The sequence below is a fragment of the Azospirillum thiophilum genome, from assembly GCF_001305595.1.
In the GTDB taxonomy this organism is placed as follows: Bacteria; Pseudomonadota; Alphaproteobacteria; order Azospirillales; family Azospirillaceae; genus Azospirillum; species Azospirillum thiophilum.
In genome coordinates, this window is record NZ_CP012407.1 from 194,104 (window position 1) to 211,741 (window position 17,638).

General features: G+C 66.2%; 15 protein-coding genes. 5 read left to right on the forward strand and 10 right to left on the reverse strand.

From position 1 onward, the window contains the following. Positions 1 to 13: 13 nt before the first annotated feature. The 7 genes from AL072_RS32065 to AL072_RS32095 all read right to left on the reverse strand — a co-directional run bounded on the left by AL072_RS32065 (position 14) and on the right by AL072_RS32095 (position 7,535). Positions 14 to 1,015: a class I SAM-dependent methyltransferase gene (locus tag AL072_RS32065; protein ID WP_052710411.1), complete on the reverse strand. Its 1,002-nt coding sequence runs from the start codon at positions 1,013 to 1,015 to the stop codon at positions 14 to 16. Next, positions 1,012 to 1,995, reverse strand: coding sequence for a putative sugar O-methyltransferase (locus AL072_RS32070; protein ID WP_045585476.1), 984 nt, complete (start codon positions 1,993 to 1,995; stop codon positions 1,012 to 1,014). The genes AL072_RS32065 and AL072_RS32070 overlap by 4 nt, the downstream gene beginning before the upstream one ends. A 134-nt stretch (positions 1,996 to 2,129) precedes the next feature. Beyond that, on the reverse strand, positions 2,130 to 3,125 hold the full coding sequence (locus AL072_RS32075; protein ID WP_045585477.1) for an N-acetylneuraminate synthase family protein: 996 nt from the start codon (positions 3,123 to 3,125) through the stop codon (positions 2,130 to 2,132). 135 nt (positions 3,126 to 3,260) lie between these two features. After that, positions 3,261 to 4,376 carry a polysaccharide pyruvyl transferase family protein gene (locus AL072_RS32080; protein ID WP_052710412.1) on the reverse strand — a complete coding sequence of 372 codons (1,116 nt, stop codon included), beginning with the start codon at positions 4,374 to 4,376 and terminating at the stop codon, positions 3,261 to 3,263. Beyond that, positions 4,373 to 5,176: a cytidylyltransferase domain-containing protein gene (locus AL072_RS32085; protein ID WP_052710413.1), complete on the reverse strand. Its 804-nt coding sequence runs from the start codon at positions 5,174 to 5,176 to the stop codon at positions 4,373 to 4,375. The genes AL072_RS32080 and AL072_RS32085 overlap by 4 nt, the downstream gene beginning before the upstream one ends. Beyond that, positions 5,164 to 6,189 (reverse strand): hypothetical protein, encoded by a 1,026-nt coding sequence (locus AL072_RS32090; RefSeq protein WP_045585478.1) that lies wholly within the window; start codon positions 6,187 to 6,189, stop codon positions 5,164 to 5,166. Before AL072_RS32090 ends, AL072_RS32085 begins: the two co-directional genes overlap by 13 nt. A 140-nt stretch (positions 6,190 to 6,329) precedes the next feature. After that, positions 6,330 to 7,535: a tetratricopeptide repeat protein gene (locus AL072_RS32095; protein WP_158511120.1), complete on the reverse strand. Its 1,206-nt coding sequence runs from the start codon at positions 7,533 to 7,535 to the stop codon at positions 6,330 to 6,332. Between the two features lie 465 nt (positions 7,536 to 8,000). On the opposite strand from AL072_RS32095, the gene AL072_RS32100 reads away from it, so the two are divergent. Then, complete coding sequence (locus AL072_RS32100) at positions 8,001 to 8,990, forward strand: hypothetical protein (protein WP_045585480.1); 990 nt, start codon at positions 8,001 to 8,003, stop codon at positions 8,988 to 8,990. Positions 8,991 to 9,254: 264 nt separating this feature from the next. After that, positions 9,255 to 9,944, forward strand: coding sequence for a TylF/MycF/NovP-related O-methyltransferase (locus AL072_RS32105; protein WP_052710414.1), 690 nt, complete (start codon positions 9,255 to 9,257; stop codon positions 9,942 to 9,944). Between the two features lie 211 nt (positions 9,945 to 10,155). Here the strand turns inward: AL072_RS32105 and AL072_RS32110 are convergent, their stop codons facing one another. Then, on the reverse strand, positions 10,156 to 11,466 hold the full coding sequence (locus AL072_RS32110) for an IS701 family transposase (RefSeq protein ID WP_045585470.1): 1,311 nt from the start codon (positions 11,464 to 11,466) through the stop codon (positions 10,156 to 10,158). Positions 11,467 to 11,574: 108 nt separating this feature from the next. On the opposite strand from AL072_RS32110, the gene AL072_RS32115 reads away from it, so the two are divergent. From AL072_RS32115 to AL072_RS32125, 3 genes are all read left to right on the forward strand, one after another. Next, on the forward strand, positions 11,575 to 12,489 hold the full coding sequence (locus AL072_RS32115) for an FkbM family methyltransferase (protein WP_082109345.1): 915 nt from the start codon (positions 11,575 to 11,577) through the stop codon (positions 12,487 to 12,489). A gap of 30 nt (positions 12,490 to 12,519) precedes the next feature. Next, on the forward strand, positions 12,520 to 12,924 hold the full coding sequence (locus AL072_RS32120) for a hypothetical protein (protein WP_144428457.1): 405 nt from the start codon (positions 12,520 to 12,522) through the stop codon (positions 12,922 to 12,924). Between the two features lie 71 nt (positions 12,925 to 12,995). Continuing rightward, positions 12,996 to 14,585, forward strand: coding sequence for a glycosyltransferase family protein (locus tag AL072_RS32125; RefSeq protein ID WP_060721762.1), 1,590 nt, complete (start codon positions 12,996 to 12,998; stop codon positions 14,583 to 14,585). 49 nt (positions 14,586 to 14,634) lie between these two features. Here the strand turns inward: AL072_RS32125 and AL072_RS32130 are convergent, their stop codons facing one another. Together AL072_RS32130 and AL072_RS32135 are read right to left on the reverse strand one after the other, a co-directional pair. Beyond that, a complete protein-coding gene (locus AL072_RS32130; protein ID WP_144428458.1) occupies positions 14,635 to 16,221 on the reverse strand; it encodes a glycosyltransferase family A protein in 1,587 nt (528 codons plus the stop codon). Between the two features lie 195 nt (positions 16,222 to 16,416). After that, positions 16,417 to 17,514: a 3-oxoacyl-ACP synthase III family protein gene (locus AL072_RS32135; RefSeq protein WP_045585484.1), complete on the reverse strand. Its 1,098-nt coding sequence runs from the start codon at positions 17,512 to 17,514 to the stop codon at positions 16,417 to 16,419. Positions 17,515 to 17,638 lie beyond the last annotated feature (124 nt).

Sequence of the window (17,638 nt, forward strand, 5' to 3'; positions counted from 1 at the left end):
GCCGTACTGCTCCTCACACCACGCGCCGCGCCGCGCACCACATGTGCGATGATTGGCCGGACGCGGCCAGGAAGGATTGGAAGGGGCCGCCAAGTTCCTCCCACCGTTCAACCAGCACCCGGTGCAGGAAGGGCTGGGTGGACAGGTCGAGGACTCCGGACATTGCCTTTCCCCGCACGATGTCGGCGTCCAACTGGCCGGGGGTCGACAACTCCACCAGGGCCAGCCCCGCGTCTTCCACCATCCGCCGCATTCCAATGGGGGTGAACAGGGTCACATGCTCGGGATAGACGGAGTCCGACGCAGAGTCCAAGGTGGCGATCTCGAAACCATCGACGTTTGGCGTACTCAGCATGAGCAGCCCGCCCGGCTTCAAAAGCCGGGTCATGGCTCGGACCGCGGCGGCAGGATCCGACAGATGCTCCACCACCTCGAAGGCGGCGACGACGTCCGCCACGCCGTCGAGGCCGCATACCGATTCTACCGGCGCTTCGAGTGTCTCGATCCCGAGGTCGCGACAGGTCTGTGCTTGGACCGCGGATGGTTCGATCGCGATCACCCGGGAAAAACGCCCGGTACGGCCCGCTTCCTCGCAGAGGATTCCGTGGGCGGCGCCGACCTCCACCAAGCAACCGCCCGCGAGGCCATGACGGACGCACAGGTCCAGCAGCCGGTCCATCCGTGGCCGGAAGATGCGCGTTCGCCGCACATCCCGGGTGGCTGGAAAAATGACGTCGTTCCAGACCCGGTACAGTTCGGACCGCGCATAGAATTCGGCGAGAGTTTCGGGCGAGGGCCGCGGATTCATGAACGCGGTCGCGCAGACGCCGCAACGGTCCCAGCGGAATCCCAGTTTCTCGTAGGCGGCGCGGTCGGCCCGGCCTTGGCAGGCCGGGCAGTTGGCGGCAGCGAAAGTGGCGTGGCGCGACCGCAGCCATGCCACATCCCGCGCGCGCGCCTCCATACGCAGATCGTCGAACTGCTGCGGGCGGATATCGGCTTCGCGCATGTTCATGGGCGTTCGGACCGGCGATGGATGAACCAGCGATAGTCGCCGTCCGGGCCGTGGAACGGATCGAAGCCGGTGGCGACCAGGGGCAGCGCACGCGGATCCAGACGAAAGGTGGATGCCGGAATGCGTTCATGGCCATGCTGAACGACGCCGGGCCTATCCATGTTGTGATGGACGAACCAGCCGGCGGTGATGGCCTCGATGCGCTCGAGATAGGCGGCCAGCGGTTCCCGCCCCACCTCCGACAGGCTGAACATATTGACCGCCGCATCGACCGATAACGGCGCCAAGTCGCGTATGGCGTAGTTTGGCATGATGTATGTGAGACCGGGGCGCAACATGTCGCGCCGGGTGGGCGTCGGTCCCTCGCCGTACAGGACCACCCGGTCGCCGCCGCGGCTGCCCAGATGGAAGAACGCCGCGATGACCGCCGTTTCCGGCAGGTCGTAGTCCAGCCACACACCATGGGGCTGATCGCGCAGGAAGAACTCCGCCAGCCCACCATAGCCGCCGCCGATTTCGGCGACGACCGGGGTGGAGAGTGACCCGACCATTCCAGCGAGTTCGCGGGCCATCAGATGGTAGCGCGAGGCCTTAGGCGCCACCACTGTGCCCTCGATCATGCAGCCCCAGGGATTGCCCACCGGCGGGGTAGCCAGGGCGGCTGTCGGGGCATTGGTCAGGGCGCGCCAGATCAGCCAATTGCGGACCACGTTGTGCAGGAAGCGGCGCGCGGCCTCGTCGTCGCCGGCGGCCAGGGCCGCGTGGGTGGCGTATTCCTTGACTATGGGCGCCAGTTCATTGCGCCAGAACCCGCTGAGGATGTCGGCGGCAGGCTCGATCCGGTCCTCGGACAAGGCGTCGTACAGGTCTGTCCGACTTCTGAGCGCGATCGCCCACTCGCCGGCCGGCAACCAAGCCAATGGAAGACCGGCTTGGTCGCGCTTCATGGCGCGGTAGCTTTCGGCCACACGCTCGACCATCGCCAAAACCGCGGGGCCGGCTGGCTGAGAACCGCAGGGCGCAAGCCCTGTGGATAATGCCCCAGGGGTGGCGAAGGGAGCCGGGTCGAAGCGTGCCCCGTGCCCGCCACCCGGAAGAAGGGGACCGTAGGGGTTCATTCCAGATCCTCGAACCGGACGGCGGTCGACTCCATCACGGGCCGCGCCAGCCGCCGCCCCAAGACATGCGGAAGGTCCGATGGGGCCAGGGGACCGGCCGGCCGGACCACCAGGATGTCCTCCGCGCTCAGGACATGACCGACAGGCAGGTCGCGAGCAGCCCACAAGGACCGGCGCGCCCGCGTCCGTACTGCGTTCTCCTGCGGCCCCACCTTTGGGTGCCGGGGGGCGAGCGCCGCCTCGGCCGCGCGGATGTCGCCGATGTAGGCCGCCAACATCGCCGGTTCCATGGCGTAGGCGTGATCGAACCCCTTGGCCGCACGGTCCAGGGTCATGTGCTTTTCGATCCAGGTTGCTCCCAACGCCACCGCAGCGACCGCGGCCACCGAACTTTCCGTGTGATCGGAGAAACCGACCGGCACGTCGAACGCCCCTTTCAGCACGCCGACGAAACCGACGTTGGCGATCTCCGCCGGGCAGGGATACGCCGACACGCAGTGCATCAGAACCAAGTCTCCCCCGGCCCGAGTGACGACCTCGACCGCCGCCTCGATCTCTCCCAGCGCAGACATCCCCGTGGACAGCAGGATTGTCCGGCCACCGGCACACGCGGCTTCGATCAGTGCATGATTGTTGGTGTCGGTGGACGCGATCTTGATGTAGGGCGGGTTCAGCGTCTCCAGGAAGCGCAGATACGCCACGTCGAACACGGAGGCGGAGAACGGAATGCCTTGCTCGGCTGCGTACGCGGCGACCCTGTGCCATTCGTCCCTGGAAAGGCGCTGTGCCTCCCGAGCCGCCACCACCGGGTTGTCCACCAGGGCGCCGTCTTGGCGCAGACGGGTTAGATAGAGGCCGGCAGGATCGATGAACTGGAATTTCACCGAGTCCGCGCCGGCGCCCTGCGCCGCCGCGATCAACCGCAAGGCCGTGTCAACGTCGCCTTCGTGGGTGGTGCCCGCCTCGGCAACAATGTGAACGGCAGAGGTCATGCCCGTATCCTTGGAATCGCCAGTCACCGTAGCCTCACTATAGCGGAGCGGATTCGTTCCTGTCCTGGGAGAGTTCCCCGAAACGCCAGTCTCCGGCCTTCGGGCCGTGGGCTGACGTCCTGCGCCGCCATGTGCTCAGGACCGAGGGGCGTGGAACGGAACACTTCCTTCTCCATGGTCCCGGTAGGTATGCACGGCCGCGGCAAAATCGGCGAAGCCGGCGCGCATCGAACCGCGCAAGGCGGCCCACCGGGGCTGCGCCGCCGCGCGGATGGCAGGCAACGCACTCAAACGGTCCAGTCGGTCGGCGACGGCGGCGGCAACATGGGGTGTCTTCACCATGTCGATGTTCCAGTCGCCGTAGCCCGCCGTCTCCATCAAGCTGAGCGCGCGCTCATCGTAGGAGATCTTCACGCACGGTGTGCCGAAGGCAAAGCAGGGCAGCGCGGAATGCAGCCGGTAGGTGACGTTAAGTCGGGCCGACCGAAGCAAGGTCAGGAAAGTGGCGGCGTCGTCTGCATAGATGAACTCAAGGCCGTTGAACGACGCAGCGAACTCGATGTCCCGGTAGTCATGGCAGAGCAGCCGGGGTTGACCCCAGCCCCGCGCCACGAGCAGATCGACGATCGCGCAGATGTCTTCCCGTACGCGGGAGCGGGCGTCCAAGGGGATGCTCATCAGCGCGGGATTGCGGATGGACAGCAGAACCTGGCCGCGGCTAGGTTCGGGGATATCCGGCAGGCGATCGGCCAGCTCGTCCAGGAACAGGGTCGGGCAGCCCCCCAGCGCCGCCTTGGTGATGCCCAGCCCCTTCAGGTAATCGTGGGTGGCGCCGCACCGGGCGAAACTGACCAGAGCCTTTTCGTTGAGCGCGCGGACCCGGTCGTCCGGCATGGCGTTGGTCCGGCGCACCAGCCGGTCGAGGCGTCCATAGATGCGCCCCATAGACAGGCTGAACAGCATCAGCGGCGCGTCCAGGGCCGCCAGTGCGTTCTGATCGAACTGCAACTCGCCATTCTCGTAGAGGTTTCCGCCACCCACGATGACGCCGTGCCCGTACTGGTTGATCTCGTAGATGGTCGCCGCGTCGAGCCCGGCCTTGGCGTGCGCCTCATACTTGGCGGTCGCCGGCAGTGAGATCAGGTTTACCATGTCGCCGAACGCCTCTTTCACGAAGGCGCGCAGGCCAAGGGCAATGATGTCATTGCCAACGTTCAGGGCGCGGGGGCGGATGTTGAATAGGGTGATCATTGAACCTTGCCGTCGGGCTGTGCGGGCGTTCGAAGTGTCTGAGGCAGCGCGGGCGACGGCGCCGCTCCGGGCAAACCGCTGACTGGCCAATCGTCGGGAAGCAGGCGGAACAGACCGCTCGCGACCGCCTGCCTATAAGTGACCCGATCCCATGGAACGGAGCAACTGAGGGCGAAGCAGCGCAGGGCATCCAGGTCCGCCGGTTCGTCCACCGTCAGGCGTACCCGCCAGTCGTCGCGCCCGAGGTTCTGGTCCGCGCCGTCCAGAGCATGCAGGTCGGTCGCGTCCAGATGCGCGTAGAGACAGGTCGTGACGTGTTCGCGGTCGGTCGGATTCAGGCTGCGCGCCAGGCAGACGCGAAGGGCCGTCGGCCGAAACAACTCGACGCTTACGCCGTAGGGATGGCGGCGCGGCCGCAGGTTGGTGACGCAGGCGGCGCGGCCCTGGCGAAAGATCCCCATCGCCCGGTGGATCAGGCCGGCGTCCAGAAACGGAGAATCGCCGTTGACCCGGAGGACACCGTCCAACCTCTGGGCATCGGCCGCGGCCAGGAGGCGGCCGGCGACATCCTCCACCGCGCCACGAAACACCGTCAAGCCCAATGCTGCCGCCTCCGCCGCCAACGGATCGTCTACTGCCCGGTTCGTCGTGGCGAGGACCGGCGGCGCATCGAACAGCGGGCGGGGCAGCCGGCAAGCCACATGCCATAGCAAGGATCGATTCCCGATGCGGGCGAGTGCCTTGCCCGGCAGCCGCCGGGAGTCCATCCGTGCCAGGATGATGGCTCCTACGCGGTCCATGCGCTCTCCGTCACGGCCGCATGGGCATGCTCCAGGATAACGTCGAGGACCCGTTCGACCCCACGCCCATCAAGCAGCCCTTGTTGCCGGGTCCGCATGCGCAGCAATTGCTGGCGATCGTCGAACAGGTCTTCAACGATCTTCTTCAAGCCAAGATGGCTGTCATTGTCGAACCGGCCACCCTCCAGGCACAGATGATCATAGTCGGTCACCACCTCGCGGGAGGGATCGTTCAGCCGGTGCATGGAGATGACGGGAAGCCCGGCATAGATCGCTTCCAAGGTGGACAGCCCGCTGGACAGGATGGCCAGGGCGCAGTTGGACGCGACGCTCCACATCGAGCGGTTGGTGCGGGCAATGATGATCTCATGGCGGTGGTTGTCGCGCACCGCGCCCGCAAGCTCGTCCTGCGAATGCAGATAACCGTTGCCTAACATGACCCAGAGCAGAAGCGGCCGCTCGATATCCCGCAGCACCTCCAGCACCGCGCGGGAGTGGTTGTCGGCGTCGGCTCCGCCAAACGACATCATCACCGACAGCACCGGGGCCGCCACCGCCTCGCCGAAGCGATCTGGATCGATCGGCCGGCACCGGGCGTTCAGGATGGCGTAGCGCAGGCCGGAATAGACCCGCGGTCCCGACAGACCGGTCGGCGGGTGGCCACGGGTGAAGAAGAGGTCGGTTTGCGCGGCGTGCCGAAACACAGGAGAGATGGAGGCGAGCAACCGGCAACAGCGGCGAACCCGTTCGAACGAGCGGTCCTCCAGTTCCACCAGATCGGTCACCACCACATCCGGGGCGAAGGCGACCAGCCGGTTGATGGCGTCTTCCTCCCGCGCCTCAAACGCCGGCGGGTGGCTCAAGCCGTGAAAGACGGAGGCGAAGAGGCTGTCGGCGATCGCGAAAACCCGAACGAAGGCCGTCCTCTCCGCCGTCTGGGCAAAGCTGAAACTGCGGTACAGGTGCCCCAGCCCTTCGCCAACGGAGCCACGGCACAGAACGGCAATACGCATCGATGACGTTTCTTGCATGTATTCCGCGGGATGGAAGCGATCGACCGGGCGAGCCGGGGACGACGCTGCCGATGCGCTCCGATCAATACGACGCTATTGCTAACAAAATCATAATTCGTCCGGTGGCCGGCCTCTGGCGCTCAGCGCGTGATCTTGCGCTCCACAGCCATCAACTGGTCCGCCACCCATGGCCGGCAACGGATGTAGAAGCGCGTAACCTGGGGTGACATAGACACCGCCGCGCGCATGGCCTCCTCGGCCTCCGAAAGGCGCCCGGTCTCCAGGTACACATGGCACCGATTCACGTGGATCCAGATGCGGTGCCAGGAAATGACGTCGCTGTCGGAGATCTGGCTCAAAACCCGTACCGCCTCTTCCTTCCGTCCGGCCCGCAGATGCAGAATGGCCATGTTGGAGCGATCCCGCTCGGTCGTGACGGGAATGGCCGCTGCGGCGTCAAGGCGGTTCATGGCAATCAGGCACCATTGGAGGATCGCGGTCACCCAGGACTGATTGCCGCTCTCCGCGGTTGCCTTGCGCAGGGTTGCCTCCGCGTCCTCCAACCGCCCTGTCGCCAGCAAGGAGAGACCGAGCAGGACCTTGGGCGGCATTTGTGGCAGGAGGCGCAGGGATTCGCGCGAGGCGGCTATTGCGTCTTCCAGGCGGTCCTGCATTTGCGCCGCGATGGCGGCGAAATGCCACGCCATGGCATGGCCGGGATTTTGCTTCAGATAGAAGTCAAGCGCCGCCGCCGCCTCGTCGATGCGCATATCCTCGACGAGCTTCCGGGCAAGCGTCAGGCTGTGCCTGACCAAGTCGGGGGCGAGAGCGATCGCCTGGGTGGTGTAGCGCTTCGCCTCCTCCAACCGGCCATGCGTGGCATGCAGTTCTCCGATCCGCTGCAACAGCGCCGCCGCCGGCAGCGGCACCGCGCCTGGCCGCCCCAAATAGGACTTCAACTGGGCTTCGCAGGCCGCGATATCCGACAGGTCGAGGTAGATCCGGGCCAGTTCCAACTCGGCCTCAGCCAGATAGGCAGGATTGATGGCCACGGCCTGCGCAGCTATGGCCTGCGCCTCGGCCGATCGTCCCTGATGCTCGAGCAAGCCTTGCAGTCTCATGAACGCGGCGGAACAGCCTGGATCATTGTGCAGTGCTGCGCGGTAATGGGCCTCGGCGGCCTGCGGCTCTCCCTGGGCTTCGATGGCCAGCCCCATGCACAGATGGTAGTTGCCGAAGGTCGTTTCGCGGATGCGCTGCCGCCACCTGTCGAGCGACCGATCATCGGGCAGGGCACCCTCAGCCCCTTGTGCGTCCGTCGTCGGTGCCCACTGCCCAGCTTGCATCGCTCCTACCTTCATCGTCTTTCGTGCGACTGCCGTCGCCCGCGTTGCGGGATCGATCCTAGCTTAGGCATTTCAGCCCGCCAAGAGAGAGAACGGGCGGGCGGGCTCCGTTGACTGTGTACCGATGGGCAGCACGGGTGCTGTCAGGTTGGCGGTCGGCGACCCGATAGATCAGGTTCCGGAGCCAGCATATTGGACGTATGGGAGGGATGCCCTAGGCAGAGGGCTGCTATCGAGGTGGCTCGATCTCGGACGCCGCGATCCGTTCTCATCGCCTGACCGACCAGAGGAAGCTGAGGCCTCCTTTGCCTCTTCCACCTCCATGCAACACGCTGCCTCCCGGCACTGTCACGATCAACGCTTTCTTTCCACTTCGATGTCGAAGATGAATGGCGGGCTGGCTGTGGCGATGATGCATCACGGTCGGTGACACGACGGCGCGGACAATAAAGGCACAGCACGGGCATGAGCATCACGGGATTCGACTTGGACACGGCGTTTCGCCAGATTGAAGCGCTTGCCGCCCAACCCCTGCCCGACGAGCCTTACTGGTATGGGCTGGGGTACCACATCCTCGACATGTGCGAGCTGCCGGCAACCTTCCCACTGCGCTTCCAGGTGCATCACGGCCCCATGATCGACCCGGAACCGTTTCGAATGTACACGGAGTCGCGGCTGCCCATCCTTATCTGCCACGAAGCTTTCGCCAAAACCCTTCAAGGGCAGCCGGGGCGCAAGATCATGGTACTGGGGGCGCCTCAGGTCCGCTACCGCCGCTACCAGGGCATCGTTCAGGACGCCGATGCCTGCGGTACAATCGCCTTTCCCTGCCATTCCACCCACCACATTGACACGGAGTTCGACCACAGCGCCTATGCCGAGCAACTCCGCACCCTGCCGGAGCGGTTTCAGCCGGTTTCGGTGTGCATCTACGCCCTGGATCTGCTGAAGGGGCGGCACATGCCCTATCTGGAGGCAGGTCTGCCGATCCTCTCCGCCGGCCACATGGCCGACCCGGAATTCACCACCCGGTTGTACAACTTCCTGCGTCGAGCCCGTTTCACCACCGGCAACGAGATCGGAACCCACTCCATCCTATCGCTGGAGATGGGCATCCCGTACTTCCATTCCGGCCCGCAACCGCTTTACCGACCGGGAGCCGGTGCGGCCGAGCACGCGGCCATTGCTGATAAGCTCGGCAAACCGCTGTTGAGTCCGACAGACTACAACCGGCCGAAGTCCGCCCGTCTCCGCGCCTTGATTCCGACCGTAACCGACAACGTCGCGATCTCCCCCGACCTGGCGGCGCTGATCCAGGACATTCACGGCTGCGATGACGCGGCCAGCGTGGACGACGTGCGCCGCTTCATCCTGGATTCCTATGTGAGCTTCTACCCGGCCACCCAGACCGTTCTGCGCCATGCACGGAAAACGGGAGATTTCCTCGGAGTGTGATGACGGCCATCGCCGTCAAGGTCTTATACCAATTCCAGAAAGTACCGACCTGTGGTCGGTACTTTCTGGACCCTCAATCGCCGGGCGGCCCGCGGACGCGGGCCTTGGCTTCGCGGGCATGAGCCCGTCCGCCAAAGACACCACTACCGGACGGGCACACGCCTCCCAGCTTGCCATTCAAACGGCACTGTGAGGTAATTCCCGCGGATGCCGATACCCGGCATCTCGCCGCACGCGCCACCCATGGCTTCTGGAGCTGGACCCGTGGACTTGCCACCGGATTATGATGCGGCGTTCCTGCCGGTGTTCGATGTCGCGCGCGAAGCGACCATGAGTTCGTCTTCACGCATGTATGCATTGTACAAGGCAGTCCACCACGTTGTTGATGCCGGCATTCCAGGTGACTTCGTGGAGTGCGGGGTGTGGCGTGGCGGCTCCGTAATGGTAATGGCCCTTGCATTATTGCAACGGGGGGTCACAGATCGGACCATCCATCTGTTCGATACGTTTCAGGGCATGTCGCCGCCGTCGGACTGCGATGTGTCCCTTCTGAATGAATCCGCAGCCCACCTGCTGGAGACACAGGATCCGCAGGATCCGAAGTCCGTCTGGTGCCTGGCTAGCCTCGACGAGGTCAGGCGCAACGTCCTGTCAACCGGCTATCCGGAAGACCGATTCCACTTCGTCCCGGGCCGGGTGGAGGATACCATACCGGCAACGGCCCCTGCCGGCATCTCATTGCTTCGGCTCGATACAGACTGGTACGCATCGACCCGGCATGAGTTGGAGCAGTTGTATCCGTTACTGGCGCTTGGCGGCGTGCTGATCGTCGATGATTACGGTCACTGGCGGGGGGCACGCCAAGCTGTTGACGAGTACTTCAGCACTCACCCCCCCATACTGCTGAACCGCATTGACTACACGGGCCGGATCGGCGTGAAGACGGTGCCCTGACGGGCGCAAGGGTGTGCCGACACGGGTCGGCCAATGCGTGCGGGTTCGTTGACAAGTTTGCGCAAATACGCATGGATTTACCGAGAGCCCCCTAGTTCTACTGTGTCATAAAGCTCGCGATTGATGGCAGCATGGACATCGCTGGAGGGTTCTGGCGAGCATTCTGGCGATTGCGATGCGCAGGGTGGCGATTGAGGTCGGGACGTGGCGCTCAGGGCGCGTCGGCGGCGGCCCCGCGGGGTCGGAAGCTTTCGGGAAGGTTAGGCGCTTGGAGGCGCCCGGAGCGAGGTGGTGCTGAGGGGGGAATCGCCGCCCGTTCCCTGATCAGGAATCCGTAGGCGGCGATGCACAGCGTCGCGTGATGGTGGAATCCGCGCCAGCCCCGGCCCTCATAATGGCCGAGGCCGAGTTCCTGTTTGAGTTCGAGGTAATCGCGTTCGATGCGCCACCGCAACTTGACGGTCTCTACCAAGTCGTCGAGCGACATTGTCTCCGGCAGTGTCGACAACCAGGACTTGGTCGGCTTCTCTTCGTCCTCGGGCCATTCGATCAGCAGCCACTCCTCCGGGCGACGCTCCGCCCGTTCCTCGTCGCGGTGCGCGGCGTGAACGCGAACGGCGGCGAAACGGGAGGTCAGCGGCGCGTTCGTGCCTTCCCGCCACGTCACGGAGCGCCAAGCCTCCGGCGCCAACCCTTCGGCCAGAGCCTTTACCGAGATCGGTTCATGTCCAGGGGCGCGGCGTAGGAGCTTCGGCGGCCGCCCTTTGCCGCTCCACGGCTTGGGCGGCAGCGGCTCCACACCGGGCGGCCAGACGGTCAGCGAGGACTGGACTCCGGCGACGTAAGTCAGCCCCAGCGCGGTCACGCCTTCGCGCAGGGCGGTGTCGTTGCCGTAGCCTGCGTCCATCAGCACCACGCCCGGCGGCAGACCCGCCGCCATGGCCGTGCGGATCTGGTCCAGCGCGATGGCGGGCTTGGTCTGGAAGAGGACCCCGTCCGGGACGCCGGTCCGCACCCGGCGCTCCGCGTCGCCGGCCCATGTCTCCGGTAGGTACAGCCGGAAGGCGACGGGAAGGCTGGCGTGGTCGGTTGCCAGCGACAGCGACACGGCGACTTGGCAATTGTCCTGCTTGCCGATCTGGCCGCAGTACTGGCGCGTCACGCCAACGGAATGGCGCCCCTTCTTCGGCATGCCAGTATCGTCGATGATCCAGGCGCGGACCGGGCCGCGTTCCAACAGCGCCGGCAAAACCAGATCGTGCACCCCGGCCAGCACAGCGGCATCGTCCCAGGCCGCCTTGGCAACAAAATGGTGCAAGGACTGATGGGCGGCGCCGACACGTTCCGGCTCCACCCGCGCCGCCATCGGCTCGACGCTCTTGCGCTCGCCTGGAAGGATCAATCCGGTGCAATAGGCACGAAATGGCGCCGCGCGATCAGCGTGACCTAAAGCCGGCGCCAAGCGCTCGACATACGCCGCGAACCGTGATTCAATGCCGTCTGCGGTGCCAAGGCGAGCCATACCGCCTCTCATGAACGAAGCATGAATCCCCTTATTACAACGAACCTCTGTACCATTCCAGATTTTATGACACAGTAGAACTAGCGTGGGCGGGCGGAAGGAAGTGCGATGGGCAGGGAAACATTCTCAGGTCTGCTGATCGAAGGTCGGGCAGCAGTGGCGCGGGGAGACGAAGCGGCGGCAGAACGCTGGTTTGCCCGTGCCGTGGATGCAGAGCCAGAGAATTCTGAAGGTCATGTCGAACTTGGCCGCTGCCTGAACCGGCAAGGCGATCGCCTGGGTGCCATCCGGTCCATGAGCCGGGCTGTGGGCATCGATCCCAAGGCCCACGCCGCGCTGAACCGGCTACGCTGGCTGCTGCGCGACGAGACGCTGGACACGCCCTCGGCTCTTGCCCGTATCGAGGCCCGCGGGCTGAAGGTGGAAACCGTTTTGGACGTCGGTGCCTCGGATGGATCCTGGTCGCTGAAGGCCCGGCCCTGCTGGCCCCAGGCCCGCTACCATCTGGTGGAAGCCTTTGGCCACTGGCGGGAAAAGCTGGAGACTTTGTGCGGGGCCGAGCCGCAATTCAGCCATGTCATCGCCGCTGCCGGCGCCGAGGAGGGGGAGATCTGGTTCACCAATGATCCCGGCGCCCCCTATGGCGGAGCGGCCAGCAGCGAGCCGGGAAAAGGGTCCTGGTCGGTACCGCAGGTATCTCTGGCCGGAGAAGTGGCGCGGCTCGACTTGCCCGGCCCCTATTTGATCAAGCTGGACACGCATGGATTCGAGCGGCCGATCCTGGAAGGCGCGGCTTCCATCCTGGACCGGACCAACCTGGTGGTCATCGAGACTTACGTCTTCCACATCCATCCCGATGCCATGCTATTCCACGAGATGTGTGCCTATATGGCCGAACGGGGGTTCCGGGTCATCGACATGTCTGAGCCGCTCTGGCGCGAGCATGACCAGGCGCTGTGGCAGGTCGATCTGTTCTTCGTCCGGGCGGACCGGCCGGAGTTCAGCCATAACAGCTACAGTTGAACCGTGAGTGATCGCCGGACCGGGCCGCGCTTGGCCATATTGAACCCCATTGATCCGAGCCATCCCGTCGCAGAGCGCGAACTGGCGTTGCGCATTGCCCGGGCCATCGAAGGCCTGGGCTGGGAGACGGCCATCCTCAGCCGATCCTTGCAGGTGGAAACCATGGATCCGGACGGGGTGCTGTGCCTGCATCCGCAAGTCACCGCCAAGCTGACCCATCATCCCTGGTTGGCCTGCTACTGGAATCCTCCCTCTTTGCTGAAGGGGGCGAGCGACACGGCCCGGGTTCATGGCGAGGCGTTCGAGCTGACCTTCGATGCCTATCTCGTCTCCGGCTCCGGGCTGGAGAGCCATCTGGCCGGGCTGATGGCGGAGCTGGGGCGAGATCCCCCCCCTGCCTGCCCTTTCATGTCAGCTCGCCCCGCTCCGCCCTGACGCCCAACCTGGGGCCGCACAGCCGCCTGTTCTATGTCGGCTCCAACTGGGATGGAAAACGCTATCCCACCTTGCTGCGCCGGCTGGCCGAGGCGGACGCCCTGGCCCTGCACGGCACGCAGGAACGCTGGTCGCACCTTCCCGAGGCCTACCAGGGTCCCTTGCCCTTCGATGGGCGGTCGGTGATCGGGGCGGCCCACCATTGGGGCATGGGCCTGTGCCTGCATCTGCCCCAGCACCGCGCCTACGGCGTGCCCAACATGCGGGTTTTCGAACTGGCTGCCGCCGGCGCCGTCATCATCGCCGACCGCCACCCCTTCATCGAGCACTGGTTCGCCGACAACGTGCTGTATATCGATACCGACGGAGGGGAGGAAGAGACCGCCGCCCGCATTCTGGATCGCGTTGCCTGGATCCGCTCCCATCCGGCCGAAGCCCGGGCCATGGCCGCCGCCGCGCAATCCATCTTCAACCGCCATCTCTGCCTGGAAAGGCTGCTGGAACCGCTGCCCGGCCTGTTGGCCGCCCTGGCGCGGGACCGGTCCCACCCCCGATCCCGACCCGTCCATGTCGGAGTTCTGCTGCCTGGCACCGGCGACCTGGCTGAACGTTTGAAAAGCCTGAACCGACAAAAAGACGAAGGCTGCCTGTCCTTGACCGCCTTGATCCCGGCTGCCCAGCTTTGCGCCGACAGCACGCACCTTGCGCCGGGACCGACGGGACTGACGATCCGTTCTCTGGCGGAGCCTGCCGGACCGGCGACTCTGCAGGCGGCGCTGGACGGGATCGACGCCCTGGCCATTTTGCCGGAAGGCATCGAGTGGCATCAGGGGCATCTGGCCGGACTTGCCGCCGCGGCGGAGGCGGAGGGAGGCGCCATCGCCGCCGGCATCTGGCCAGCTCCCGAGGAGCCGACCGGCTTTCCCATCGATCCGGCCGAGCCCCTGGCGCTGCCTCCGCCCGACGACGGACTGATCCCGGAAGGGCGGCGGCTGGCCCGCGCCTGGTTGCGGGCCGGAGGGTTCTATTGCCGGGTGGAACGGCTGGACGGACTGGCGGCGGAAAGCGAAGACTGGCTGACATTGGCGCTCAACCTGCCTCCCGCTCTGGCCGAAGCCGGCGAACTGTCCCTGCCGCCCGTGCCGAGTCTGACCCTGCTCCGTCTGCCCGCTCCCACCCTCGTCCCGGCGCTGCGCGCTTGGCCCGGCGCGAAGGAACCGGAAAGCCGCGACCGGCCGCCCCGGCTGACGGGGATCAACGACCTGAACCCGGCCCTGGCAGCCAGCGTGCCCTTCCTTTGGCGCCCCGGTGATTTCGAGCAACTGCCGGCCGTGGGGCCCCTGTGGCTTTACGGCGCGGGGCAGGGGGGCGAGCTGGTGCATGACGGGCTGCCTGCGGCCGCCCGTACCCGGCTGCGGGGATTTCTGGACAGCCGCCGGCAAGGGGAAATGCTAGGCCTGCCCCTGCTGCGTCCCAGCGACCTGGATCCGGCCGAGATGGCGGCAACCACCATCATCATCGCCGCGCAATACGTGTCCGACATCCTGCTGACCTTGCGGCGCGGACAGATAGCTCCGGCCCGTATCGTGAACGCCTATCCCTACATCGCGGCCCGCCAGGAGGCGATGGCGAGGCGACAGGCCGACCCCCCGCTGCCCTGACACCGCCTTGGCCCGAGACGTGCCGGGTGATGACGGCCGGGAAAGCCTCTCAGCCCTGGCGCAGCTCGGTGTAAAGGCGGATATGCGGACCGGCATCATAGATGTGCTTCACCCCCAGGGCATGCAGGGTCGCCGTCATCGCCACCACATGTTCGCTGGCGATGATGAAGAGTCCATCCCGCAGATGGTCTGGCGGCAAATCGGCCGGACGCAGCACGGGCAGTCCGAACGCCAGGCCCGGTCGGCTGCTGTCCAGCACAGCCGTTACCGTCAGGTGCGGATGTTTCGACACCTCACCTAACACGATCCGGCCACCGCCGCCGCTGCCATAGACATAAAGCGGCCGCCCTCCAGGTAGGGCATGGAAGTCTTGCGGCCGGGACAGGGACGGCAGATCAGGCCTGTCGGCCGGCTGCCCCCAAGCCGGGGGGAGGGGGAGGGGTTGGTCGTTGCCACCGCCCCAGCGCAGGGCGGCGATGATGGGATCGAGCCGCTCGCGGTCGGCGATGCGGGTCATGGCTTCCTCTCGGCCGTCAGCCCGGAAGGCCGTGTTGTCCGCCCCGCCCTGACGCCAGTGGAAATCGGTGCTAACCCGCCAGGACGAGGCCAGCGGTGCCAGGCGGGCCAAACGGCGGATCAGCCAGGTGTCCTCGGCGAAATCAAGCCCTGGATCGGGACCGATCGACGCAAGCAGGGCCGAAGGTGCCAGGAAGGCACTGGAGTGGATGGCTATGCGTGAGAGGAACAAGGCTCCGCGGTCGGGCGGCGGCATGGCATGGAAAGTCCGATGTTCGCTCCTTGGATCGGCAGGCGGAACCGGGCCGCTCGCATCGTCCCAAACCTGCACCGCCCCGGTGATGGCGAGCGACCCGGCCAGGGCGAAGGGAGCCAGGCTGGCCACATGGTTGGGATGAAGCGCGTCGTCATCGTCCAGCATGCCGAACAGATCGGCCTCGACGGCGGTAAGCCCGGCCCAAAGGCAAGCGCTGCGCGTCGCCGAAGCGGGACCGTCGATCAGAATCAGACGGCGCAAGCGCGGGCGCAGCCGTTCAAGTTCCGCATCCAGCCCCGGCACGGGTGCATGGCGGACGATGATGGCACCGACGCCGGGGGCCGTCTGGGCGCCAAGGCTGTCCAGGCAGCGGCGAACAAAATCGATGCTCCGCCCGCCCACACGAACGATGTAGTCGACCGACGGTCCCGATGCCGGGGTGGCGAAGCCGGCCGCGTCACACATCGCCTCCAGCAAACCGGCCAGAGCCGGGGGCGTCAAGCCGTCGAGCGGCAGCAGATGGGCAGGCCGGTCCGTGGGCACCAGGCTGTCGGTCAGAAAAGCGGCCTGTTCCGCCGTTCGTGTCAGCCAGCCGTCCTGCGACAGCACGGCATCCAGCCGCCGCCTGTCGCGGCGAAGCCTGCCGGGATCGTCATGCAGCACGCCCAACCAGGGATGGCCCGTGCGTTTGCCGGTCTCCGCCGCCAGTGACAGCACCACGTCCGGCCGGCATGCTTCCACATCCCGCGTCAGCCGGCAGGAACGCAGCTCCCAGCCGGCGGCACACATTCCATCGCACAGCGGCACAAGCTCATCTGGAAACGGAGCGCCCTCGGGTTGGAACAGGGCAATGCGGAGGCTCACGGCCAACGGCTCATCATTTGACCATCCTTACGCAGCGACACCTGCATCTGGTTCCTCTCATTCGCTTCGCCTTCGGCGCATCCGACATCGGCGCCCTTTACCTAAAACCAGACCGTGCTGCAGATGGTTGGCGCGCCAGAGAGTGTCATGATGCTCCCAGCCAGCCCCACCGGCAGCGCTTACGTCTCCGCCCCCTTACCCGACCGCCAGCACCGGATAGCCCTCGGGCAGATCCACCACCTGCGGCTCCGGCATCGGCCCCAGCTCCGCCACCATCGCCCCCCAGGACCAGCCCACCCCGAAGCCGGCCATCAGCGTCTTCACCGGCCCGGCCGCCAGCTGTACCCCCATGCTGTGGCAGATCGCCAGCGGGATGGAGGCGGAGCTGGTGTTGCCGAAGCCCTGCATGTCGATGACGAAGCGGTCGGCCGGCACCTTCACGCGCTTGCGCAGATGCTCCAGCATGAAGGCGTTGGCCTGGTGCAGGACGAAGCGGTCGATGCCCTCGACGTCGGTGCCGGCATGCTCCATCGCCTCACGCAGCAGCGGCGGCACGGCGCGCAGCGTGAAGGAGAACACCTCCGCCCCGTTCAGGGTCAGACGCGAGTCGCGCTCCAGCTGGGCGGCGGCCTCCTCGTCGGCGATCCGGCCGGCGGTGCCGACCGGCGGGATCAGGCAATGGCGCTTGCCGCCGGCCTTGACGAAGATGTGCGGCGCGCCGGCGCCGTCGGTGCCGATCACCACCGGGATGGGCGGGGCGGCGGCATCCACCTCCAGCGCGGTGGCCGATCCGGCATCGCCGAACAGCGGCAGGGTGGCGCGGTCTTCGGGGTGCAGGTGGCGGGTCGGGTTGTCGCCGCACAGCACCAGCGCCCGTTTGGCCGTCGACCCGCCCAGCAGCTTCGCCGCGATCCACAGACCGTAGACATAGCCCGAGCAGCCCAGCGGCACGTCGAAGGCCGCCGCACTGGTCGGCAGCCCCAGCCGGTGCTGCATGATGCAGGCGGTCGCCGGCAGCACATAGTCGGCGTCCTGCGAGACGAAGACCAGCACCTCCACCGTCGCCGGATCCCAGTCCAGCTGCTGCATCAGCCCTTCCGCCGCGGCGAGGCAGAGGTCCGACGCGCAATAGGGCGGCGGCAGCACGCGGCGCTCCTGGACGCCGATGGTGGCGGCCAGCTTCTTCGCCTCCTCCACCGTGAACAGGCCCGGATCCTCGACGAAGGAATGGCGCTGTGGCGGCACCACCGCGCGCAGGCCGGCGATCCGGATGCCGTCGATGATGGCTTTCATGGCAGTCCTGTCCTTCGCGTGTTCAAGGGCCCGGCGGGGGCCTCTTCGGAAATCGGTGGCCGGCACCATAGCGCACAGTGACGCCGGATTGGTTTCCGGAAGATTGATTGCGGCACATCGCCCC